Here is a 25074-nt window from a genome sequence, read left to right on the forward strand (position 1 = left end):
ATTGTCTTATTGGCCGAAACAATCTCAACCACAAGTTATTTTAAATTACCTTTGTTTGTTAACGAATAAATTAATTTGATGATATAGATAATCATAAGATTAAATATACTGGTAAATACGACTTGCCATGCCAGTGGTGAAAGCAGATGACTATTATTTAATAATTGATTGTATGTTGGTATGATGTGTATAATTTGATGACAAGCATTAAAAATAAAACTAAACAATCCCCAAACAATATTTAAATACGATTGAACAATAAAATAAATTGATTTTAAAATTAGGGATTGATCATTAAAGTAATCATTTAAAATCAATGATACAAGCAAGCAAATAAATACAATTAAAATTGAAATAAGAACATTACATATAAAGTCTATACCGTGATCTAAAACTGTTTTTTTAGATTTGATTTGTCTATTGCTTTGGTCATGATCTACTTGTAAAATGTCTTCATTATCTTGTTGTGCAGTTTCTGCTTCACTTTGACCGTTAATAATATCCATTAATTCATTCATGCGTTTTGCATCAATAGAGATTGCTGAAGTAGCCGATGTGACATGATGGTCACTGAATTTTTCGGAAATTGAATCATCAGGTTCATCGATTTGTTTTGAAGGTTTATTTATACTACTACTTTGAATGCTATCTTGTGTATCTTCGAGATGTTTATTTTCGCTATTTTGATTTTGAATCGGATTATGAGTAGGAATACGTTTTTTATTAAGTAAATGATAAAAATATTGATATGTACGTTCTACAAGTGAAATTAATTGTGGGTCATCGGCATACTTTTCTAGTAATTGATGATAGGTATGCGTTAACTGTGTTTCATTCATGTTTTTTGACATTCCCAAGATAGGTGAGAACATTTCTAATGTATCATATTTAGAAAATAACAGGATGTTGATAATTTCTAGATTGTTTTTAGCTGTTTTATATACACTTTCTTCAATGGTTGGCGTAGGTGCAACTAAATCCATCATATAAATGACATTCATATATAGTTTATTAGCGGCTTCTACTAATGAAGGAAAGTTTGCTACAACAAGCGTATGGTCATAACTGATATTCATTTGTTTACATATAGTCGATAAAATTTGAGAATCAGGAAGAGGATTAATTTGACTATCTCCTCCGATAACAAAATCAACATTTTTATAAATTCCAGTGAGTTGCATATATTGTATAGCACGCTTACATTTATGAGTTGTAATAACAGCTATTTTTATTCCTTTTTGGCGACAAAATTGAAGAAGTTCATCAACTCCTTCTTTTTTTATGTTTTGTTTTAATTTGCTATAAGCAAATAAATCTTTTTCAATCATTTGATTAAGATTTTGATTAGATATTTTATCCTGGATAGGAGAGCATTGATACATTGTGTTCATATTGCCTAAAGAAAGGGTAAATTCATCTTTAGATACAAAACAATCATACTTTTGACATGTATATTTTAAGTAATTATAACGAAGGTGGTTTAAATCTAATAATCCCCCATCCAAACTTAAAATGATAAGTTTTATATTTTCAATACTTTGATTGTAAAACATGCTATCCCTCCCTTATGGAATATTATAGCATATATTTATAAAATATATGAATAAAATATCTTGATTTTTATTCATATATGTAATAAAATAGTTTCGTTACCTCTCCGTAGCTCAGTTGGTAGAGCATCTGACTCTTAATCAGAGGGTCCACGGTTCGAGACCGTGCGGGGAGACCAATGACAAAATGGCTTAAACACTAGTGTTTACTAGATGTTTAGGCTTTTTTTATTGTATATAAATGTTTTTTGCTTGTTTAAATTTAGTTGTATTTAGACGTATTATATTGAATTATAACAAGGTCAAATCAAGGTCAAAAAAACTACTCTTGATTGAGGGGGTTAAATTGTATATTTTCTTTATTTATTTTTAACTTATTTTGAATAAAATCTATTTAAAGTGGTCATGAGTTACTTTTCTTACGCTATTTTAATTTGTATATTCGATGTGATTAACTTGGTTAGATAGTAACTAAATATAATTAGATATTTGATTTGTGTACAAAAAAAGAAAAAAATTTAAATTTGACTTGCACAAGGTAGAACGATATGTTATTATGATTAGGCAACTGATGGAGACATACTCAAGAGGCTGAAGAGGCGCCCCTGCTAAGGGTGTAGGTCGGGAAACTGGCGCGAGGGTTCAAATCCCTCTGTCTCCGCCATTTAAAATAACATATGGTCTGGTAGTTCAGCTGGTTAGAATGCCGCCCTGTCACGGCGGAGGTCGCGGGTTCGAGTCCCGTCCAGACCGCCATATGAAAACAAAACTGCTTCGGCAGTTTTTTTGTATAAAAAAAAGCATGTTAAACATGCTTTTGGATATAGGCGTACATAACGGCGATAATTGTTTTAGAGTCTTTGATTTCGTGTTTTAAAACTTTTTGATAGGCTTCGTCGATAGGAAGCATTATGACATCGATAAATTCATCTTCGTCACCATCTCGAGGGTGATCTACTTTATAAATGTCATTAGCTTCATATAAATGAATGACTTCATCACAATATCCTGGTGTGGGATAAATTTGATCAATTAAGTTCATTGTTTTGCAATTATATCCTGTTTCTTCTTCTAATTCTCTTTTCCCAGCATCATAGGGATTTTCATCTTTTTCTAATTTTCCTGCAGGAATTTCTAAAAGATCTTGTTGATAAGCGTAACGGTATTGTTTGACTAAAATGATTCGATCATCAACAATGGCTAAAATACCAACACCACCATGGTGTCTTACGATTTCCCTAGTTGCTATTTTTTTGTTAGGACATTCTACGTGGTCTTTATTTACTGTAATGATTTTTCCTTCGTATAGAGTTGTAGAATCGACTTTCTTTTCCATATTTTTCACCTCATTAAAAGTATAGTATGATTGTTATAAAATGAAAATAAAAAAGTATGCGGGGGAGCATACTTTCTTATTCACATAAGGGTGATAATAGGGGTTTATTTAAGTGAACTTGCTTCACTCAACAAATATATTATAGCATATTTGCACAAAATGTAAAGGGTTACATATAACAAATCTTGGCACTGATAAAATTCATGTTATAATATAGGTGGAGGATTTTATGAAGCAAATAGTAATTAAAAAGAATGATGCTAATCAACGCATAGATAAGTATTTAAAGAAACTATTATGTCGTGCACCTAGCAGTATGATTTATAAAATGTTTCGAAAAAAAGATATTAAAATAAATGGTAAAAGAGTAAGTGAGAATTATATTTTAAAAGAAAATGATATTTTAGATATGTTTTTATATGAAGATAAATTTTTGGAATATACACAGGAAAAAGATATTTATCATTTAAAACGCGAATTTAAAGTTTTATATGAAGATGAAAATATTCTGATTGTTAATAAGCCTGCTGGTTTATTAGTTCATGAGGATATACATGAATCTGTCAATACGCTTTCTAATCAAGTGTTAAGTTATTTGTCTGAAAAAGGTGAATTAGATTTATCGCGCGAAAATTCTTTTATGCCTGGTCCTGTTCATCGACTCGATCGTAATACAAGTGGTATTGTTATATTTGGTAAAACTATGGCAGCATTACAAGATTTAAATGAAATGATGAAAAAAAGACATCATATTGAAAAAACATATTTAACTATTTGTAAAGGATCATTAACAAAACATCAGGAACTGGTTGGATATGTAAAAAAAGTAGAAGGTGAATCAAGAGTTAGGTTTGTAAAAAAAGATACACCTGGGGCACTTGTTATGAAAACGATTATTAACCCAGTTAAAGCTAATAATCGATATAGTTTAATAGAGGTTAAGTTGGTTACAGGTAGAATGCATCAAATTAGAATTCATCTATCAAGTATTGATCATCCTATTATTGGGGATCGTAAATACGGTGATTTTAATTTGAATAAAGAAATTAAAAATAGATTTGGATTAAACCATCAATTATTACATGCTTATAAAATTAAGTTTGTTGATCCATTTGGGAGTTTGAATTATTTGAAGGATAAAGAAATAATTTGTGATGTAAGTCAAACATTTAAACAAATTGAAAAAACTTTATTTTAAGATACTTAAAAATATAGTATAATATTTTAATGAAGGGATAAGGAGGAAGACAATGAAATATTATATTGGTATTGACTTAGGGGGAACAAATGTTAGAACTCTTTTAGTTGATGAAAATGGAAAATCATATAGTGAAGTAAAAGGAGCTACAGAAAGAGAAAATGGTCCTGATTATGTTGTTTCAAAGATTGTTAGACAAATTGAAGGACTAGATTTATCAGTATGTGGAGGAATTTCTGGAGTAGAAGGTATTGGAATAGGTGTTCCAGGTCCTGTTGATGTTATTAAAGGTTCAATGATTATGGCTACTAATTTACCAGGTTTTGAAAACTATCCAATTTGTGATAAATTAGCTGATCGTTTTAATTTACCTGTATTTATTGATAATGATGCAAATGTTGCTGGACTTGCTGAAGCATTATTAGGAGCAGGTAAGAATTATCCTACATGTTATTATGTAACGATTTCAACTGGAATTGGTGGCGCTTTTATTGTTGACGGTAAACTTGTTTCAGGTGGACGTGGACATGCTGGTGAAATTGGAAATATTATTGTAAAAAATAATGGATATAAATTTGGGGGATTGAATCCAGGCGCTGTTGAAGGAGAAGCAAGTGGTACAGCTATTACCCGTAAAGGAAAAGAAATCTTAGGAGAAGAAAAAGTATCTCATGCAGGAGATGTCTTCAGACTTGCCAGTGAAGGTGATTTAAAAGCACAAGGTATTGTTGATGAATGTGTTTCTGAACTTGCTACAATGTTTGCTAATATTGCACATACAGTAGATCCTCACTGCTTTGTAGTAGGTGGCGGTGTTATGAAAGCTAAGGATTATTTCTTTGATCGTTTAGTAGAACAATTTAACTCTAAAATTCACGTTGGTATGCGTGGACACATTCCTTTGCTTGAAACTGAAATAGATGATTGTGGTGCTATTGGAGCAGCTATGTTACCAATGTCTCGTCTAGGAAAATAATATTTAATTTAATGGCTTGATTGCTATTTTATTAGCAATTAAGCTTTTTATATTTATAGGCATAATCGCTAGTATTTCTGATTAAACATGATATAATAGTAAAGCAAAAAAGGATGAGGAGGAATAATATGGCAAAGAGAGTTGTACTTGGTTTAAGTGGCGGTGTGGATTCAGCAGTAGCAGCTTATTTATTGAAAAAACAAGGATATGAAGTTATTGGTGTTTTTATGCGTAATTGGGATAGTCAATTAAATAATGATATTTTAGGTAATCCTACTAATAACGATGATGTATGCCCTCAAGAAAAAGATTATAATGACGCTAAAGCTGTTGCTAAATGCTTAGGTATTCCGATTAAAAGAATCGACTTTATCAAAGAATATTGGGATAATGTATTTACATACTTTATTGAAGAATACAAAAAAGGAAGAACACCAAACCCTGATATTTTATGCAATAAACATATTAAGTTTAAAGCTTTTTTAGAATATGCTCAAATGCTAGATGCTGATTATATTGCAACGGGGCATTATGCTCGTATTGTTCATCATGATGGACAAGATTCAATTATGTTAAAAGGTGTAGATCATAATAAAGATCAAACTTATTTCTTGTGTCAACTTAATCAAAAACAACTACAAGCTTCTTTATTCCCGCTAGGTGATTTAGAAAAAAGTGAAGTTAGAAAAATTGCAGAAGAACTTGATTTGCCTGTTGCTCATAAAAAGGACAGTACGGGAATTTGTTTTATTGGTGAACGTGATTTTAAAGAGTTCTTGCAAAATTATATTCCTGCTAAACCTGGAAAAATGGTAGATATCCAGACAGGAAAAGTGATAGGAGATCACATTGGTATTATGTATTATACAATTGGACAACGAAAGGGATTAGGCATTGGTGGGGCTGGTGATGCTTGGTTTGTTATTGGAAAAGATTATGATAAAAATGTACTTTATATTTGTCAGGGTGATCAAAATGATTGGTTGATGTCTGATGGAGCTTTGATTACAGATGTTAACTGGATGCCTTCTTCAAAACCTCAAGGTAGTATTCATTGTCAAGCTAAATTTAGATATAGACAAAAAGATAATCCTATTACACTAGAATTTATTGATGAAAATACTGTTAAACTTCACTTTGATCAACTTGTAAAATCAGTTACTCCTGGACAAGCTGCTGTCTTCTATGATGGTGATGTTTGTTTAGGTGGTGGTACAATTGAAAAAGTATATAAAGATGGAAAAGAGATAGAGTATCTATAATGATTAAATATACAGGATTTATTAGACAGGTTCGCTTTTATAGCGAATCTTCTTATTATATTGTGGCAGTTGTTGAATGTGAGGAAGAAGAACATTGGTTTACTTTAAATGGCTATATGAGTCAATTTAATGATTATGATAAATACTGTTTTTATGGAGATTGGCAAATTCATCCTAAATATGGTAAACAATTTAAAATGGAACGGTATGAGGTTGTACTAAGTGATGATAAAGAGGAAATTGTTAAATATTTATCTAGTCCTTTATTTAAAGGAGTAGGTAAGGTTTTAGCGGGTCATATTGTTGATACATTAGGTAAAGATTGTTTACAAAAAATTATCGATGATAAGCATTGTTTAGATCAAGTGAAGTCCATGACGGAGCTTAAAAGAGAAACGATTTATCAAGTTTTATCAAGTCAAAACTTTGACCAAGAAGTGACTGCTTTTTTTATGGGACATGGAATTAGTTTGAAAAATTTAGGTCTTATTCAGGCAAAATATAAAGATAAAACACTTGAGGTTTTACAAAATAATCCTTATCAATTGATTGAAGATATCGACGGTATTGGTTTTAAAACAGCAGATGAACTGGCTTTAAAAATTGGAGGATCTCCTGAAGATCCCCATCGTATTAAAGCGGCTATTATTTATAGTATTAAACAAATTGGTTTTTCTACAGGAAGTACTTATGTTTCACTTGGCGAAATAAAAAAAATGATGAATCAATTAATTTTTCAAATTGATGATCAATTTGAAAAATACTTAGATGAGTTAATAGAAGAAGAAAAAGTAATCTTAGAAGATAACCGATACTATTATTATGAAATGTATCAAGCTGAAAAACTCATAGCATCATTTATCCAGCAAATTTTGCATATTCCTGATGATATTTACGACCAAAACGAAGTTGATCAATTTATAGAAAATAAAGAAAAACAATATGGAATTCAATATGCTAAAAAGCAAAAAGAAGCTATTAATCACTTTTTAAAATATCCTTTTATGATTTTAACTGGTGGACCAGGAACGGGGAAAACAACGATTGTTAAATTGATTTTAGATGTTTATCATCAACTGTATCCTCAAGAAAAAATAGGTCTTGTTGCACCGACAGGAAGAGCTTCAAAACGGTTAAGCGAATTAACTGGATTAGAAGCCTGTACAATTCATCGTGAATTGAAATGGGATTTACATTCTAATACTTTTGCAATGGATCATAGTCATCCTTTGGATTATGATGTTTTAATTGTTGATGAGTTTTCGATGGTTGATTGTTTACTTCTAAGTAAATTATTAGATGCTTCAAATAAAATTCATAAATTACTATTCATTGGTGACTATCATCAATTACCTTCAGTAGCACCAGGAAATGTATTAAAAGATTTAATTCAATTAGACTTACATGTCATTGAATTAGATGAAATATTTAGACAGTCAAAAGATTCTGGAATTATTCAATTAGCGCATAGTATCATTCACAATCAATTATTAGATTTGTCTTTGTTTGAAAATTATTCGGATATTCATTTTTTTAAAAGCACAAATTATGATATGGTAAAGAATGTTACTACAATTGTAAAAAAAGCCATTAAAGAGGGTTATGACATCTATGATATTCAGGTTCTTGCGCCGATGTATCAGGGTGTGGCAGGAATAGACGCTTTAAATGATGCATTACAAGAAGTATTTAACCCTGCAAATGAAAATCAGCTAGAATATAAAGTCGGTCGTAGAATTTTTAGAGTAGGCGACAAAATTTTACAATTAAAAAATAGACCTGAAGATGATGTGTATAATGGTGATATTGGTATCTTAATTGATATTTGTAAAAAAGATAATATGGAGTATTTAGAAGATACACTTATTGTTGATTATGATGGAAGAATTGTTATGTATACATCAAAAGATTTTTATACAATTACACTTGCTTATTGTATGTCTATTCATAAATCACAAGGCAGTGAATTTAAAATTGTGATTATGTCAGTATTAAATGATTATTCAATTATGTTAAAAAGAAATTTATTATATACGGCATTAACAAGAGCAAAACAGTCATTGTTTATTTTAGGTGATCCACAAGCTTTTATACGAGGAATTCAATACGATTATGATGAAAGAAGAAAGACATCACTTATTCAACAATTTCAAAATAATCAAACTCTTAATTTGTATGATTTTATGGATGATGACCATACTAAATAGAGGTGATTATATGAAAAGAAATAATTTAGTTATGGCATTAACAATTGTTTCACTTGCTATTTTGTTTAGTGAGACAAATTGTGGTTGCCAAATGATGGAAACAATTAAAGAAAAGATGTAGTGTTTCATATTGAAAACATTTGTTAATTCATGTATAATGCAGTTAAATCGTTGAAAAAGATAAGTACTATTTTTAATTCTTAAGAGAAATTGTGGTTGGTGCAAACAATTGGATGAAAAATAGGAAAGCTACTTTTGAGAGTAACTAATCATTACCGTGAAACTGCGTTAAGGTTAAATTAAGGGCATGTATATCATGAACTAGGATGGTACCGCGATAAAGTCGTTCCTAGAATAGGACGACTTTTTATATTGTCAAAAAGGAGAAAAAGAATGAAACAATTAACAGGAAATCAAGTAAGACAAATGTTTTTGGATTATTTTAAATCAAAAGGACACATGATTGAACCAGGTGCATCATTAATTCCTCATAATGATCCAACTTTATTATGGATTAATGCAGGTGTTGCAGCTTTAAAAAAATATTTTGATGGTTCAGAAAAACCAGCATGTAATCGTATTGCCAATGCACAAAAATCAATTCGTACTAATGATATTGAAAATGTTGGAAAAACTGCTAGACATCATACTTTCTTTGAAATGTTAGGTAACTTTTCAATTGGTGATTATTTTAAAAAAGAAGCGATTCCTTTTGCTTGGGAATTTTTAACAAGTCCAGAATATATTGGATTTGATAAAGACAAATTATACGTAACTGTATATACAGATGATGAAGAAGCATATCGTATTTGGACCGAAGTTTGTCATGTTGATCCAAGTCATATTTTAAAAACATATGAAAACTTTTGGGAAATCGGAGAAGGACCAGGAGGTCCTGATTCAGAAATTTTCTATGACCGTGGGGAAAAATATGATCCTGAAGGATTAGGAGAAAAATTATTCTTTGAAGAAATGGAAAATGATCGATATATTGAAGTATGGAATATCGTATTTTCACAATATGATTGTAATCCTGCTATTGATCGTAAAGATTACAAAGAATTACCACAAAAGAATATTGATACAGGTATGGGATTAGAAAGATTGGTAAGTATTATTCAAGGTGGAGAAACAAACTTTGATACAGATTTATTTTTACCAATTATTCATGCTACTGAAAAATTAGCCAATGTTTCTTATGAAGAAAATAAAATGGCTTATCGTGTTATCGCTGATCATATTCGTACTGTTACTTTTGCTTTAGCTGATGGCGCTATGTTTGATAATGCTGGTAGAGGATACGTTTTACGTCGTATTTTAAGAAGAGCTGTTCGTTATGGAAAACAAATTGGTATTGAAAAAGCATTTATGTATAATTTAGTACCAATGGTAAGCGATATGATGAAAGACTTTTATGACTATTTACCAGAAAAAGTTGATTTTATTAGTACAATGGTAAAAAAAGAAGAAGAAGCATTCCATAAGACATTATTAAATGGTGAAAAATTATTAAAAACATTAATTGATAAAAATGAAAATGGTGTTATTAGTGGTAAAGATGCATTTAAACTTTATGATACTTATGGTTTCCCATATGAATTAACATTAGAAATTGCTGAAGAATCAAATTTAACTGTAGATGAAAAAGCGTTTAGAGAAGAATTAAAAATTCAGCAAGAAAGATCACGTGCTTCAAGAGGAGATAATGAATCTATGACAAGTCAAAAACCAGATTTGATGGCTTTTGATTTACCATCATCATTTACATATGATCCTTCACCAGTTAAAGCAGTAGTTATAGGTTTATTTAAAGATGGAGTGAAAACAGATAAGATTGATGATTATGGTGAAGTTATTTTTGATAATACAACATTCTATGCAGAAATGGGTGGACAATGCGCTGATACAGGATATATTGAAAATAATACAACAAAGGCAGATGTTGTTAATGTATTAAAAGCACCGAATAAACAACATATGCATTTTGTAAAATTATCATCAGGTTCTATTCAAATGGGAGATGTTTTCACATTAAATGTAGACCAACAAAAACGTCGTCAAATTACAGCAAATCATAGTGCTACACATATTTTACAAAAAGCACTTCAAGAATTATTAGGTGATCATATTAGTCAAGCTGGTTCTTATGTAGATGAAAAAGTATTAAGATTTGACTTTACTCATTTTGAAAAGATTTCAAATGAGTTATTACAGAAAATTGAAGAAAAAGTTAATCAAATTATTTTTGAGGGAAGAACTGTAAAAATTCAAAATATGTCAAAAGAAGAAGCTTTACAAACAGGTGCCATGGCTTTATTTGATGAAAAATATGGTGATGTTGTTCGTGTTGTCAATATTGGTGATTACTCTGTGGAATTATGTGGTGGATGTCATGTTGCAAATAGTTCAGAAATTGGTCTATTTAAGATTATAAGTGAAGAATCTGTAGGAAGTGGAATTCGTCGTATAGTTGCTAGAAGTGGTTTGGCTGCTTATCAAGATATGGTTCATGAAAAAGAAACAGTAGATCAAATTAGTAGTATATTAAACTTAAAAAATAGAAAAGACGTAATTAATAAAGTTGAGGCATTAAACCAAGACTTAAAAGATAGTAAACGTGAAATTGAACAATTAACATCTAAATTAAATGCAATGCAAGCAGCTTCTAAAGCTAACGATATCGAAGAAATTAATGGTGTAAAAGTTTTATTTGTTGAAGAAACATTAGAAAATGCAAAAGCTAAACAACTTGCATTTGATTTAAGAGATAAGATGGAAGAAGGAATTGTGGTTCTATTATCAAAATATGAAGATAAATGTTCTTATTTTGTAGCAGTAAGTAAAAATCTTACAAATCAGTATAAAGCAGGAATGATTGTCAAAGCCATTAATGAAGTTGTAGATGGTCGTGGTGGAGGTAAACCAGATTTTGCTCAAGGTGGTTGTCCAGTCAACGATAAGTTAGGACTCGTTCATGATGCACTTAAAAACATTTTGTAATTTAAAATGAAATAGTGTAAAATAAATATTAGAACGAAGATAGGATGGTGATTTAGATGAGTGATATGACAAAAACAAAAGTATTTAGTTCTGAAGATATGCGTAGAGAGATGATTCGAACAAATTTGGAAACTGTTATTCAAGCTCTAAATGAAAGAGGGTACAATGCAGTTCATCAAATTGCAGGATATTTAATATCTAATGATCCAGCTTATATTTCTAGTCATAAAAATGCACGTAATATTATTCAACAAATAGAACGTGACGAAATTATTGAAGAACTAGTTAAGTCTTATTTGGAGAAAAAATAATGAAAAAAATATTAGGACTTGATTTAGGATCAAGAACTTGTGGTATAGCTATGTCTGATATTCTTGGCATGATTGCTCATGGTGTTGAAACGTATCGTTTTAAAGAAAACCACTATGATGAACCAGCAAAATATGTAGCAAAGTTAGTCAAAGAAAATGATATTGATACCATTGTTCTTGGTTTGCCTAAACATATGAATGGAGATGTGGGTATTCGTGGAGAAATCTCTATTCAATTCAAAGAGAAACTAGAAAGCATGATTGATGGGATTCAAGTTATTTTGGTAGATGAAAGATTAACAACTAAAGTGGCTGAAAGTCAACTCATTTTTGCAGATGTTTCAAGAAAAAAAAGAAAGAAAGTTATTGATAAAATGGCTGCAGTAGCTATTTTACAAGGATATTTAGATAGTAAGTAGAAAGGATATTATGGAAGCAAATAAAATTCAGGTCGTTGATGACCAAGGAAATGAAATTGAATTCGAAGTTTTGTTTACTTTTACAAGTGATGAAACAGGGAAACAATATGTTTTATATTATGATCCATCTTTAGATGAACCAAGTGTTTTTGCGTCAATTTATAGTGATGATGGACAATTATTTGATGTAGAAACTCCAGAAGAATGGGATATGATTGAAGAAGTATTCCAATCATTCGTTGCAGAAGAAGAAAGTGATGAAACTGAATACTGTGATGGCGATGAAGATGAAGATTGTTTGGGTGATAACTAAAACAAGAATTATGTAAAAAGCTAATTTAATTAGCTTTTTTTAATAAAACGTTCATATTTATTTGTTAAATTAATAATTGAGGTGAAAATAATGTCAATATTTAGTATTTTTGGAAAGAAAAGAAAAACAAAAGGATTTTTTGTAAATTCATATGGAAATGATAAAACTCGTGGTTTATATACATTCCATATTGATATAGATAACGGTGAATTATTATATAAGAAATATTTTAAAACTCCAAGTGATCCAATTTACAGTTTTAATTATGGGCGTTTTACTTGTGTAACTTATAAAAATAGTTCGGGGACAATTGCCGATGGTGGGGTGTGTTCTTACGCTGCTCGTGCTGAATCTTTAGGTTTAGCATCAAGACTAAGTAATAAAGGAAAAACATATATTCATGCTTGTACTAATGGTGATGATGAAACAGCAACACGTTTATTTTGTGTAGATTACTATAATGGTGAAGTTGTTGTTGCTAACTTTGTAAAAAGAAAACTGGTTAAATTTTTATCAACTTATAAATTAGAAGGACATGGTGTTAATCCAGAAAAACAATCTTTACCATATCCTACTTATGTTGGTTTAACACCTGATCAACAAAGATTATATGTGGTGGCTTTGGGATTAGATAAAGTATTGATGTTTAAAATTGAAGAAAATGGTTCATTGATTATGGATGAAGAACATACACTTGAACTTACTCCAGGATCAGGTCCTAAAAAGATGATTTTTAATGATGAAGGAACATACGCTTATGTTTTAAATGAACTAGCTAATACTATTTGTGTTTATCGTTATCAAGATTTACAATTTGAATTAGTTCAAACTGTTGATACATATCCTAAAGATGAAGAAGAATTAACTTCATATGCTGGTCAAATGAAAATCACGCCAGATGGTAAACATATGTATGTAACAAATAGAGGGCATGATTCGCTTGTATTATTTAATATATTAGAAGACGGAACATTACAATATATGGATTTTGCAGATACATCTCCTAATCCTACAGATATTGCATTCTTTGAAAATAAATGGATTGTTGTTTGTTGTCAAAAAGGTGGTATTTTAGAAAGCTATCAATATGTTCCTGAAAAGGGTGGCATGATTTTTGAAACGAAATACTCATATTTAGTTAATGAACCAGTATGCATTACACCATTTAAAACAAGTTATTAAAAGGCATGATATGCCTTTTTCTTTTGGTTGGATTTGTTGAATCTAATCTAAAAATAACTTATAATAATACCAAATGGAGGGTTTTATGAATACGTTAAAAGGTTTAAATAGAAGGGTAAGAATATTGATTATTTCAATATTTATTTGTGTTGTAGCGGCTTTAGGTTTTTTGGGCATGTATTTTCATGGTATTGGGGCAACATCATCTAAAAGTAAACAAGTTGTTGTTGAAATTCCTCATGGAAGTTCGGGAACAGAAGTTATTAATATATTAAATAAAAAAGGGTTAATTAATAGTCAAATGATGGCTAAGTTATATTTAAAAATGAATCATTTTCAATTCAAAAGTAACACATACCTTTTAAATAAAAATATGAATTTAAAAGAACAACTTACAATTATTGAAAAAGCACCAGCACAATATATTTCAACTGTTAAATTTACGGTTGTAGATGGTCAAACAGTTCCTGATTATGCAAGTGCTATTGCTAAAGTAACCAAACTAAATGAGGCTGATATTTTAGCAAAATGGGAAGATAAAACTTATTTAAAGCAACTTATTAATAAGTATTGGTTTTTATCTGATGAAATATTAAGCAATGATATTTATTTTCCATTAGAAGGATATTTATGGCCTGATACTTACCAACTAACAAAATCAGAAATGACAATAGATGGTATTACACAACTGATGTTGCAACAAACAAATAAAAAACTATCACCTTTTAAAAAACAAATAAATAGTTTTACTGATGGTAATCATCAATATACAATACATCAATTTTTAACTTTAGCGTCAATTGTGCAAAAAGAGTCTCCATCATCTAAAAAAGATCAACAAATTATAGCAGGAATTTTAATAAATCGTTTAAATAAACCAATGAAATTACAATGTGATACAACTGTCAATTATGCTAATCAGGTAACCAAAATAGCAGTTACTTATAAAGATTTAAATACTGATTCAAAATATAATACTTATTTATATGAAGGGTTACCAATAGGACCAATTTGTTCTCTATCACCTAAAACGATTCAGTCATTATTAAATTATCAAAAGAATGATTATTATTTTTTCTTTGCAACAAAGGATTCAAAGACTATTTATGCTAAAGACTATGATGAACATCAAAAAAATATAAATGAAAATAAGTGGTACTAATATGAAATATTTTAATGAAATAGAAAAAAATGCTTTACAAAGAAATATACCAGTCATGCAAAAAGAAGGGCTTGAAACAATGATACATATTTTTAATCAATATCATTGTCATACTTGTCTAGAAATAGGAAGTGCAATAGGATATTCTGCTATGATGATGGTAAGTAATATAACTGATTTTAAAGTTGAAACAATTGAATTAGATCAAGAACGTTATGAAGAAGCTGTTAATAATGTCACACAGCATCAATTACAAGACAAAATTTATTTGCATCATCATGATGCATTAGATTTAAATCTTCAAGAATTAAAAATAAAACAGTTTGATTGCTTATTTATTGACGCGGCTAAAGCCCAATATCAAAAATTTTTTGAAAAATATATGCCGTTAGTTAAACAAGATGGGATTTGTATTGTGGATAATTTAGATTTTCACGGTATGATTTTTGATATTGAACATATAAAAAACAGAAATACAAAACAACTTGTAAAGAAAATAAAAAGATTTAAAGATTGGATTTTTAATCATGATGATTATGATGTTGAGTATTACCAAGTTGGTGATGGTATTTGTGTCATTAAAAGAAAGGAATAGAAATGAAATTAATTGTAAATTTAAATAGTATTGATTATCTATATGATTATATTGAGATGGGTGTCAATGATTTTGTTGTTGGAACACCTTATTTTTCTTGCAGACAAGCAATTAATTTAGAATATGATGAATTAGAACAATTAAAAGGGAAATATCCGCATATCCATTTATTTGTATTAGTGAATGCTTTAATTGAAGAACACAATGTAGAAGCATTGAAAATACACTTGTCTAAACTTAATAAGATTGGAATTGATGGTATTTTATATCAAGATTATGGTGTCTTAAATATTTGTTTAGATTGTCATTATGGATTTGAAAAGATTTATGCTCCAGATACTTTGAATACAAATCATCAAACGATTAATTTTTTAAAAACATTAGGTGTTGATGGTGCTTTTTTAGCGAGAGAAATTCCTTTAGAAGAAAAGAAAAAAATTGCTGAAAATGTTTCTTTAAAAACAATGGTACAGGCACATGGCGTTGAATATATGGCCTACTCTAAAAGACCATTACTTAGTAATTATAAAGAAATAACAGGTTTAGATTTTCCTGATGATAAAGATGCAAATCTTTATATCCAAGCTAATCAAGTTGATCAAAAATGTCATATTTATCAAGATAAGTTTGGTTGTCATATATTGAGTGAGCCCCAAATCTATACGTTAGATGTTTTAAATCATTTTACATGTTTTGATTATTTATTTATTGATGGTCAATATCTAGAAAAGATGACTTTATTAGAGGTTGTTCATTTATATGTTCAAGCTATTGAATCAATAAATAAAGGAAACTATTCAAAAGAATCTATTGAACTGACAAGACTTTTACATCAGCTTACACCAAATGTTCAGTATTATCATAGTTTTTTATTTGACTCAACAGTATATAAAATTTCAGATGTAAGGAAAAGAGAAGAAAATGAGAGAAGTAAGTAAAGTTGTTGATGGTAAGCGTGTTATTATAAAAAAGCCAGAATTATTGGCACCGGCAGGAAATCTTGAAAAATTAAAGGTAGCAATTTTGTATGGGGCTGATGCTGTTTTTGTTGGTGGTAAAGAGTTTTCATTACGTTCCAGTGCTTCTAATTTTTCACTTGAAGATATTAAAGAAGCTGTAGAATTTGCTCGTAATCATGATGCTCACATACACGTTACTTGTAATATTATTCTACATGAGGATAATCTAGAAGGAATTGAAAATTACTTAAAGAAATTAGATGAAATTGGTGTAACAGCGATTATTGTTGCTGATCCGTATATTATGATGATTGCTAAGAAACTTAATCTTAAATTAGAAGTACATGTTTCTACCCAGTTATCTTCTCTTAATAGTGAAGCAATAGCACTATTTGAAAGAATAAAAATGGATCGTGTGGTTTTAGGACGCGAAGTTTCTTATCAGGATTTAGATCAAATTAGAAAGAAAACAGATATTGATTTAGAATATTTTATTCATGGAGCAATGTGTATTCATTATTCAGGGCGTTGTATGTTATCAAATTATTTTTCAAGACGTGATGCTAATAGAGGTGGATGTTCACAATCATGTCGTTGGAATTATGATTTATTTAAAGATAATCAACAAATTAATGATAAGATTCCTTTTAGTATGTCTTCTAAAGATATGGCTTTAGTTAATCATATTCCGCAGTTAATTGAACTTGGAATTGATTCTTTTAAAATAGAAGGACGTATGAAATCATTGCATTACATTGCAACAGTCGTTTCAACATATCGTAAACTTATCGATGATTATTGTCAGGATCCAGATCATTTTGTTATGAGTGAAAAATACATGAATGAATTATTAAAGGCAGCAAATCGTGCTGTATGTACCGGATTTTTTAAGGAAATGCCAAATAGTCAGTATCAGCTATACGATCATCGTGATGAACATCCAACACAAGATTTTTGTATTCGAGTTTTAGATTATGATTCAAATACAAAACAAGCCATGATTGAACAAAGAAATTATTTTAAAAAGGGTGATCAAGTTGAATTCTTTTCACCTCACCATGACAATGTGATTTTTGAAATATCGGGATTATATAATGAAAATCATGAACCAATTGAAGTGGCTAATCATCCAATGGAAATATTATTTATTGATATTGATTATCCATTAGAAATACATGATATGGGAAGAAAGGTGACATTATGAAAAAACCAATTATTATAGGAATTGCAGGAGGAAGTGCTTCAGGAAAAACATCCATTGCTCATGCAATATACGAACATTTTAAAGAAACACAAACTACATGTATCATCAAGCAAGATGATTATTATAAAGATCAAACATACTTACCAATGGAAAAAAGAGTGCTTACCAATTATGATCATCCCTTAGCATTTGATACATCATTATTAGTTGAACATTTAAAATTATTAAAAGAAGGGAAATCAATTAGTAAACCTATATATGATTTTAAAGAACATAATCGTAGTCTTGAAACAGAAACGATTACACCAAGAGATGTTATTATTTTAGAGGGTTTATTTGTTTTGTATGAACCAACTATTAGAGACTTATGCGATATTTTGATTTATGTAGACACAGATAGTGATATTAGCTTTATGAGACGTTTGAAACGTGATATGGAAGAACGCGGACGAAGCTTACAATCAGTGTATCAACAATATCTTACAACAGTGAGGGAAATGCATAATCAATTTGTTGAACCATCAAAAAAATATGCTCATCTTATTATTCCAGAAGGTGGCGAAAACCAAGTGGCTATTGATTTATTGATTACAAAAATTACAAGTGTTATTCATCAATAATACTAGATATTTATATATGATTATGTTATATTATTAACTACGAGGTGACATTATGGAACAAGATAAAGTATTGCTTACGAAAAGCGGTGTTGAAAAACTTCAACAAGAAAGAGATAACTTAATTAATGTAGAAAGACCTAAAGTTATCGAAGAATTACAATTAGCTCGTTCACAAGGTGACTTATCTGAAAATGCTGATTATGATTCAGCTAGAGATAAACAAGCACAATTAGAACAAAGAATTAAAGAAATTGAATATATGCTTCAAAATGCAGAAATCATTTCTGAAGAACAAATGGATTTAAATATTGTTAAACCTGGTACAACAGTTACTTTATTAGATTTATCTGAAAAAGATGCTGAACCAGAAACATATACAATTGTAGGTTCTTTTGAAACTGATCCTGTAAATGGAAAAATTTCTAATGAATCCCCACTTGCTAAAGCAGTTATAGGTCATGGTATTAATGAAATTGTAACTGTTGGGGTTGCTAATGCTTATGATGTAAAAATCATTGATATTGAATTTAAACAATAAACAACATTTTTAATGTTGTTTTTTCTTTGCATAAATAAGAATAATATTTAAAAATAAAAATAAAAGCGGTTTTAAAAGTAATGAAAGATGCCAATGTTGAATAAATAATATACTTAATAATAAAGCATATATTAATGCAAAAATGCTTGCATTGATTAGTGCTTTTTCTTTATTTAATTTAAAAAAGATAAAACTAGCACTAATGATGATTAAGTAGCTTATCATACAAATTAAAAGATGATATGAATAGTAAGAAAATTGAATAAGAGACATCGCACCAGCAATAATAAGACTAGATAATAAATAAGAAATAAGAATAAAAAGAAATACTTTTATATAGGGAATAAACTGTTTTTTCATAATAACCTCCATAGTATACTTTATTAAAAAAAACAGTGATTAGAACGGAGAAGCTATGTTTCATACCATTTTTGTAAGTTTTTTTATTTATGTATATTTAACTATATTACTTAGATTATTTGGAAAAAAAGAATTTAGCCAATTAAATGTCTTTGATTTTGTTGTTTTTTTAATCATATCAGAAATTATGACAATGGGGTTAGACACTAAAAATATGACATTATATGATAGTGTTATTGCCACAGTAACCTTAATTATATTAGATCGTTTAGAATCATTTATGACAATGAAGTCTAAAAATTTAAGAGATATCTTTGAAGGAAGACCATGTTATATTATTTTAAATGGTAAAATTCAATATCAAAATATGAAGAAACTGAGATATAGTGTAGATGATTTATCACATCATTTAAGAGTACATGATATTGATAGTGTTTCTAAAGTGGCTTATGCTATTTTAGAAACAAATGGTTATTTATCAATCATAAAAAAAGATGAATGTGATGTATTATTACCAGATACGCTGATTAGTGATGGGACAGTAAATGAAGAAGCATTACATTTAATTAATAAAGATATTTTATGGTTGAGGGATGAACTTACGAAACATCATATCTATACATTTGAAGAAGTTTTTTATTGTATTTTAGAAAAGGAGGGGCTTTATATTATAAAAAAATAGAACAGTTTAAACTGTTCTATCCAAGTAACATACGATCATTAGTGAATTCTTCACCACTTGCTTCCTCAAATTTGTGTAATAAGTCTTCAACTGTCAATTGCTGTTTTTCTTGTCCTTTTACATCATAGATAATATGACCGTTATACATCATGATAAGACGATTACCCACTTCAATAGCGTCTTTCATATTATGAGTAACCATTAACGCTGTTAGATTTTGTTTAGCAATAATATCCTTAGTTAAAGTTAATACTTTTGAAGAAGTGGCTGGATCAAGTGCTGCAGTATGTTCATCTAAAAGTAAAAGTTTTGGCTTTTGTAAAGTAGCCATTAATAGTGTTAAAGCTTGTCTTTGTCCACCGGAAAGTAAACCTACTTTACTTGTTAAACGATCTTCAAGACCTAATCCTAAAGTTTTAACTAATTGATAATATTCTTCTTTTTCTTTTTTGTCTACACCCCATGCTAAACCACGGTGTTGACCACGTCTTTTAGCAAGTGCTAAGTTTTCGATGATTTGCATATCACCAGCAGTTCCAAGCATTGGATCTTGAAATAAACGACCAATTTTTTTTGCACGCTGATATTCTGGCTGTAGAGAAATATTTTCTTGATCAAGGATGATTGTTCCACAATCTAATGGATGGAGTCCAGAAATAAGATTTAATAATGTGGATTTACCAGCACCATTTCCACCTATGATGGTAACAAAATCTCCTTCATTTAGCTCTAAATTAATATCATCTAATACTTTCTTTTCATTAACAGTACCAGCATTGAATGTTTTACTTACATGTTCTAGTTTAAGCATTTAATCCAACTCCTTTCCTGTTAATTTTTTGTAAAGACTGACTTGCTTTCTTTTTGATATCATAATTGGAATAGTCAGCGCAATTGCAACAATAATCGCTGTTAATAATTTTAAATCATCAGTGTTTAAACCTAATTGTAAAACAACAGCTACAATCACACGATAGATAATCGATCCAATAACAATCGACACTAAGCGTAAACAAAACCCGCCTTTTTTACCACTGAAAATAACTTCTCCAATAACAATTGAAGCTAAAGCAATGACGATAGCACCTGTTCCAACACGTACATCTGTTGCTTGTCCATATAAAGCATAAAGTCCACCTGAAAGACCGACTAGACCATTAGAAATCATTAAACCTAATAATTTCATGGTATCAGTATTAATTCCAAGAGCTCTGGCCATTTGTTCGTTATTTCCGGTAGCACGAATTGATGAACCGATTTCAGTTCCAAAGAACCAATAAAGTAAACCAATAAAAATAATCACAAATATAAGTGAAATAATAAGGGCGATGTAATATTTATTGATTTGTAATGATAATGATAAATCTGTAAATAATGTATTTGCAGTTGTAAGTGGTAAATTAGCTCTACCAGACATAATTCTAAGATTGATTGAATAAAGACCAATTTGTGTCAATATTCCTGCTAAGATAGCTGGTATTTTACATTTTGTATGTAAAATACCTGTAATAGCTCCAGCAATAAATCCTGAAATAATCGCTGCTACAATAGCCAGTAGGGGATGAACCCCGTGCAATACACAAACGGCACAAATGGCACCACCTGTTGCAAATGATCCATCTACTGTTAAATCAGCAATATCTAATAAACGAAAAGTAATATAGACACCTAAAGCTAAAAAGCCCCATATTAAACCTAAATCAACGGCACCTAAGTAAGTATAAAATAATCCCATTTTTAACTCCTATTCAACAAATGTTGCATTTGGATAATCATCTTTATTGATGTTAATACCACATTTTTGTGCAACTTTTAAATTAATAATCATTGTACATTCATTCACTTTTAATTTAGCAATAGCAGTATTACTAGCAGTCTTTTTACCTTTTAAAATATTTAAAGCTTGTTTTCCTGCAAGTTTTCCTAAGTTTTTATAATTGATACCATAAGTAGCAAGACCTCCAGCTCTTGTCATTCCTTCTTCACCAACAATACAAGGAATTTTAGCAGGAGATGTAACAGCTTCAACACTGCTCATATACGTAGCTAGTAAATTATCTGTTGGAATATAGACTACATCCATTTTATCATTAACAATTTGACTTGTTACAGCTTGAATATCATTTGAATCAGATACTTTATAAATTTTATATTGGTATCCCTTTTTCTTAGCTGCCTGTTGGGCAATTTTTCCTTGATAAATAGAGTTGTCTTCACTACCACAATACATAATAGCTACTTTTTTAGTATTAGGTAATAATTTACTCATTAAATCAAATTGTTCATTAATTGGTGTTAAATCACTTGCACCTGTCACATTTCCACCTGGTGTTTTATTGCTTTTAACAAGTTTTGTACTTTGATAATCAGTGACAGCACATCCAACGATTGGTAAATCACTTGTAGCTGATGCTGCAGCTTGAAGTGCTGGTGTAGCGATAGCATAGATTAAATCGTTACCACCATTGACAAGTTTATCTGCAACAGTTGTACAGTTTGACTGATCACCCGCAACTTGGTAATCAATGTTAGATTCTTTAACACCGGCTTTAACTAAAACTTCTTTGAAACCTTCATATGACGCATCTAAGGCATCGTGTTGCATTAATTGAACAACACCAATTTTTGCTTTTGATAAATCTTTTGCTTGTCCTGTTTCACTTGCAGAATTACATCCTGTTAAAACAAGCATACATGCAATAAGTAATGCAGAAATTTTTTTCATTATTTTTCCTCCCTCATCTATAAACAAAAAAACTCACCTAAGAGGGCGAGTTGTCGCTATACCACCTCAATTACCATACTGGCAGTTGTGTATGCGAGATAACGGATCAACCGAAAAAGCCTTATCAACTTTTCAACTCCATGGTGAATTCTTTTTCTTTATGCGCATTGTTTGCACCACCCACAATGTCTCTAGTGCCTCAAAGAAAAATACTATTTCATTTCATCGTTTTTTTGTTTTTAAGATATATTTATGATACGAGAATCTATACTTTTTGTCAATATTATCCAAGACAAATATCAAGAGTCATCATGATAATAAAACCCACCATAAAACTCATTGTTCCGACATCAATTTCTTTAGTTGCATTGGCTTCGGGGATGAGTTCTTCAATACATACAAAAATCATGGCTCCCGCAGCAAAAGATAAAGCAAAAGGAAGAATAGTTCCCATCATTTTCGCAAAGCTATAACCGATTAATGCACTGGGTATTTCCACCAGCGCAGAAAGTTGTCCATAAAATAATGATTTGCTTTTAGAAATACCACATTGATGCATAGGTAAAGAAATAGCCATACCTTCAGGAAAATTTTGAATGCCAATACCAATTGATAAAATAATAGCACTTAATAATTGTTGACCATTACCAGCAAAAGCAACACCAACTGCTAGACCTTCAGGAATATTATGAAGTGTCATTGCCAACATTAATAAATTTGTTTTTGATAAATGAGAATCTTTTAAGCCTTCTTGATGATGGGATATAAGATGTTCATGAGGCAATAATAAATCACACAGTCTTAAAAATAAGCCACCTAGTAAAAATCCAAGGGGAATAATAAGAAGAAAGTAAGTAGGTTTATTATCTAACTCATTGATTGCTGGTAAAATAAGCGAAAAAAAAGAAGCAGCGACCATAATGCCAGCAGCACTTCCTAAAGCGATACTGACTAATTTTTGGCTTTCTTTTTTTATAAAAAAAACAATAGTTGATCCTAAAAATGTCATAAACCAGTTAAAAAAAGCCATAACAAAGACAAATAGATAAGGATAGCTTACAAATAGTTCTTTCATTGAATCCCTCCATTATAATGTATGGCTTTTTTATTATCTTTTTTGGGCTTAAAAAAAAGAGACCGAAGTCTCTTAATGATTAATGAAATCATAGTCACTTTCATCTAGTTGAATTAAAATAGCTTTGTATGTTAAACGTTGTTTTTTACTGTCGTATGTAGGAATGATAGTATATTTGACTTCATCATGTCTTTGTACATCTTCATCATAAATGTAATCTGCTTGTCTAAAGAAGATAGGTTCATCTTTTGATGAAAGACTACCATATTGATTTTGATCATTGTAATGAATAACACGACCTTTATAACGCTCAACATATTGATCTAGATGAGACATAATAAGATTATACATTTCATCATATAAATCACTGGCAGAATGATTTTGATATTTACTTGCGATTGTTAAATCACATGATAAGTTATTTTCATCAGAAAGTTTTTTGATAAATGAATCAACAATTTGAATAAGCAATTCATTATTTGTTTGGTCTGTTGCTTCTTTTAAACGTTTATATAAATCTAAGTATTTAATATCATATCCGTTTTCAAAAAATTCATAAAGTAAATATGTATTGGCTTTTTTTATTTCATTTAATGAAGCATGGATACGGTATAAAACTTCGTAGAAATTTACACCACGAATACGATTATGTAAAGAAATAAACTCACGATTGGCTTCTTCATAATTTTTTAATTCTAATTGAGAACATCCTCGATAATATTTAATCCATTGCAATGCATTATAATGCCATTTTATTTGTAAAGCTAAAGCTTGATTTGCTAGTTCAACACAGCGATGATATTCTTTTAATTCAAATGCTGCTCTAGTACATAGACGATAATATCTTTCTTTACGTGATTCAAATTCTCGACCTTCATCATTAACGTAAGGTTTATCTGATAATAAAGTAGGATTTAATTGATCATACATTTTTAAGACAAGTTCATAGTTAACTGGATTTTGATTTAAAGCATATTTAACAACACGATTGACTGTTGATTCTACAGGAGAATATTTTTCTTGTTTACATAAGTCTAATATTTCTTCAACAATACTAAAGAAAAGACTTTCTTTTTCTTTAATTTGTTCATCAGATATATTAACAAATTTGTTGTAAAGAGCATAACCGTATTGATTAATGTATCCTTTTAACTGAGGGGACATAGATAAAAAAGTTTTACCAACTTCAATAGCCTCATCATTTTGATCATTGTTTTTTAATAATTTCATATAATCATTTGCTTCATATTCATTAAATGAAGCAGGATCATTATCTAATTTACCTTGATAATATTGAATACTTTTTAATTCTTTTTCGTTCATAAAATTCACCTCATGTTCTATTATAACATTTATTTGTGTCATTTCCATCTAATAGGTAAGAAAATGTTTTGTAATGT

General features: G+C 29.7%; 24 protein-coding genes, 3 tRNA genes and 2 other annotated features. Of the genes, 19 read left to right on the forward strand and 8 right to left on the reverse strand.

The window, feature by feature from the left end; translation table 11 throughout:
• Positions 1–35 precede the first annotated feature (35 nt).
• Positions 36–1553, reverse strand: coding sequence for an HAD family hydrolase (locus tag DW911_RS08770; RefSeq protein WP_118607714.1), 1518 nt, complete (start codon positions 1551–1553; stop codon positions 36–38).
• A 100-nt stretch (positions 1554–1653) separates the two neighbouring features.
• On the opposite strand from DW911_RS08770, the gene DW911_RS08775 reads away from it, so the two are divergent.
• The 3 genes from DW911_RS08775 to DW911_RS08785 all read left to right on the forward strand — a co-directional run bounded on the left by DW911_RS08775 (position 1654) and on the right by DW911_RS08785 (position 2306).
• A tRNA-Lys gene (locus DW911_RS08775) sits at positions 1654–1729 on the forward strand.
• 394 nt (positions 1730–2123) lie between these two features.
• A tRNA-Ser gene (locus DW911_RS08780) sits at positions 2124–2214 on the forward strand.
• A 15-nt stretch (positions 2215–2229) separates the two neighbouring features.
• Positions 2230–2306: transfer RNA gene (locus DW911_RS08785), tRNA-Asp, on the forward strand.
• 49 nt (positions 2307–2355) lie between these two features.
• Here DW911_RS08785 and DW911_RS08790 read toward each other — a convergent pair.
• Positions 2356–2886 (reverse strand): NUDIX hydrolase, encoded by a 531-nt coding sequence (locus tag DW911_RS08790; protein ID WP_118433598.1) that lies wholly within the window; start codon positions 2884–2886, stop codon positions 2356–2358.
• Between the two features lie 229 nt (positions 2887–3115).
• Here DW911_RS08790 and DW911_RS08795 point away from each other — a divergent pair, with 229 nt between their 5' ends.
• The 15 genes from DW911_RS08795 (at position 3116) to greA (ending at position 18832) form a co-directional block, all read left to right on the forward strand.
• Complete coding sequence (locus DW911_RS08795) at positions 3116–4084, forward strand: RluA family pseudouridine synthase (RefSeq protein WP_118433596.1); 969 nt, start codon at positions 3116–3118, stop codon at positions 4082–4084.
• A 52-nt stretch (positions 4085–4136) separates the two neighbouring features.
• Positions 4137–5060: an ROK family protein gene (locus DW911_RS08800; protein ID WP_118433594.1), complete on the forward strand. Its 924-nt coding sequence runs from the start codon at positions 4137–4139 to the stop codon at positions 5058–5060.
• 128 nt (positions 5061–5188) lie between these two features.
• Positions 5189–6322, forward strand: coding sequence for a tRNA 2-thiouridine(34) synthase MnmA (gene mnmA / locus DW911_RS08805; RefSeq protein WP_118607715.1), 1134 nt, complete (start codon positions 5189–5191; stop codon positions 6320–6322).
• The gene (recD2, locus tag DW911_RS08810) at positions 6322–8529 is read left to right on the forward strand and encodes an SF1B family DNA helicase RecD2 (protein WP_118431855.1); all 2208 of its coding nucleotides are present in this window, start codon (positions 6322–6324) and stop codon (positions 8527–8529) included. The genes mnmA and recD2 overlap by 1 nt, the downstream gene beginning before the upstream one ends.
• Before the next feature lie 162 nt (positions 8530–8691).
• Positions 8692–8883, forward strand: a binding site (T-box leader).
• A gap of 39 nt (positions 8884–8922) precedes the next feature.
• On the forward strand, positions 8923–11529 hold the full coding sequence (gene alaS, locus DW911_RS08815) for an alanine--tRNA ligase (protein WP_118607716.1): 2607 nt from the start codon (positions 8923–8925) through the stop codon (positions 11527–11529).
• A gap of 56 nt (positions 11530–11585) precedes the next feature.
• The gene (locus DW911_RS08820) at positions 11586–11840 is read left to right on the forward strand and encodes an IreB family regulatory phosphoprotein (protein WP_118431851.1); all 255 of its coding nucleotides are present in this window, start codon (positions 11586–11588) and stop codon (positions 11838–11840) included.
• Positions 11840–12259 carry a Holliday junction resolvase RuvX gene (ruvX, locus tag DW911_RS08825; RefSeq protein WP_118431849.1) on the forward strand — a complete coding sequence of 140 codons (420 nt, stop codon included), beginning with the start codon at positions 11840–11842 and terminating at the stop codon, positions 12257–12259. The genes DW911_RS08820 and ruvX overlap by 1 nt, the downstream gene beginning before the upstream one ends.
• Before the next feature lie 10 nt (positions 12260–12269).
• Positions 12270–12572 carry a DUF1292 domain-containing protein gene (locus tag DW911_RS08830; RefSeq protein ID WP_118431847.1) on the forward strand — a complete coding sequence of 101 codons (303 nt, stop codon included), beginning with the start codon at positions 12270–12272 and terminating at the stop codon, positions 12570–12572.
• A 90-nt stretch (positions 12573–12662) separates the two neighbouring features.
• On the forward strand, positions 12663–13754 hold the full coding sequence (locus tag DW911_RS08835) for a lactonase family protein (RefSeq protein WP_118431845.1): 1092 nt from the start codon (positions 12663–12665) through the stop codon (positions 13752–13754).
• A gap of 85 nt (positions 13755–13839) precedes the next feature.
• A complete protein-coding gene (mltG, locus tag DW911_RS08840) occupies positions 13840–14916 on the forward strand; it encodes an endolytic transglycosylase MltG (protein ID WP_158568166.1) in 1077 nt (358 codons plus the stop codon).
• A 1-nt stretch (position 14917) separates the two neighbouring features.
• A complete protein-coding gene (locus tag DW911_RS08845) occupies positions 14918–15511 on the forward strand; it encodes an O-methyltransferase (RefSeq protein ID WP_118431841.1) in 594 nt (197 codons plus the stop codon).
• A gap of 2 nt (positions 15512–15513) precedes the next feature.
• Positions 15514–16449 (forward strand): peptidase U32 family protein, encoded by a 936-nt coding sequence (locus DW911_RS08850; protein ID WP_118607717.1) that lies wholly within the window; start codon positions 15514–15516, stop codon positions 16447–16449.
• Entirely contained in the window at positions 16433–17674 is a 1242-nt protein-coding gene (locus tag DW911_RS08855; protein WP_118607718.1) for a peptidase U32 family protein, read from the forward strand. Before DW911_RS08850 ends, DW911_RS08855 begins: the two co-directional genes overlap by 17 nt.
• Positions 17671–18294 (forward strand): uridine kinase, encoded by a 624-nt coding sequence (udk, locus tag DW911_RS08860; protein ID WP_118607719.1) that lies wholly within the window; start codon positions 17671–17673, stop codon positions 18292–18294. Before DW911_RS08855 ends, udk begins: the two co-directional genes overlap by 4 nt.
• 52 nt (positions 18295–18346) lie before the next feature.
• On the forward strand, positions 18347–18832 hold the full coding sequence (gene greA / locus DW911_RS08865; RefSeq protein ID WP_118431834.1) for a transcription elongation factor GreA: 486 nt from the start codon (positions 18347–18349) through the stop codon (positions 18830–18832).
• A gap of 9 nt (positions 18833–18841) precedes the next feature.
• Here greA and DW911_RS08870 read toward each other — a convergent pair whose 3' ends face one another.
• Positions 18842–19192 (reverse strand): hypothetical protein, encoded by a 351-nt coding sequence (locus tag DW911_RS08870; protein ID WP_118607720.1) that lies wholly within the window; start codon positions 19190–19192, stop codon positions 18842–18844.
• A 55-nt stretch (positions 19193–19247) separates the two neighbouring features.
• Between DW911_RS08870 and DW911_RS08875 the strand changes: the two genes are divergently transcribed.
• The gene (locus tag DW911_RS08875; RefSeq protein WP_118607721.1) at positions 19248–19874 is read left to right on the forward strand and encodes a DUF421 domain-containing protein; all 627 of its coding nucleotides are present in this window, start codon (positions 19248–19250) and stop codon (positions 19872–19874) included.
• Positions 19875–19890: 16 nt separating this feature from the next.
• Here DW911_RS08875 and DW911_RS08880 read toward each other — a convergent pair whose 3' ends face one another.
• The 5 genes from DW911_RS08880 to DW911_RS08900 all read right to left on the reverse strand — a co-directional run bounded on the left by DW911_RS08880 (position 19891) and on the right by DW911_RS08900 (position 24997).
• Complete coding sequence (locus tag DW911_RS08880; RefSeq protein WP_118431828.1) at positions 19891–20685, reverse strand: ABC transporter ATP-binding protein; 795 nt, start codon at positions 20683–20685, stop codon at positions 19891–19893.
• Entirely contained in the window at positions 20686–21609 is a 924-nt protein-coding gene (locus DW911_RS08885) for an ABC transporter permease (RefSeq protein WP_118431827.1), read from the reverse strand.
• Between the two features lie 9 nt (positions 21610–21618).
• Complete coding sequence (locus tag DW911_RS08890) at positions 21619–22599, reverse strand: ABC transporter substrate-binding protein (protein WP_118431825.1); 981 nt, start codon at positions 22597–22599, stop codon at positions 21619–21621.
• Between the two features lie 38 nt (positions 22600–22637).
• Positions 22638–22834: a binding site (T-box leader), on the reverse strand.
• 48 nt (positions 22835–22882) lie between these two features.
• Positions 22883–23674, reverse strand: a complete 792-nt coding sequence (locus tag DW911_RS08895) for a ZIP family metal transporter (protein ID WP_118607722.1) — start codon at positions 23672–23674, stop codon at positions 22883–22885.
• Between the two features lie 72 nt (positions 23675–23746).
• A complete protein-coding gene (locus tag DW911_RS08900) occupies positions 23747–24997 on the reverse strand; it encodes a hypothetical protein (RefSeq protein ID WP_118431821.1) in 1251 nt (416 codons plus the stop codon).
• Between the last annotated feature and the right edge of the window lie 77 nt (positions 24998–25074).

This window comes from Erysipelatoclostridium sp. AM42-17, assembly GCF_003480255.1.
Lineage (GTDB): Bacteria > Bacillota_I > Bacilli_A > Erysipelotrichales > Coprobacillaceae > Faecalibacillus.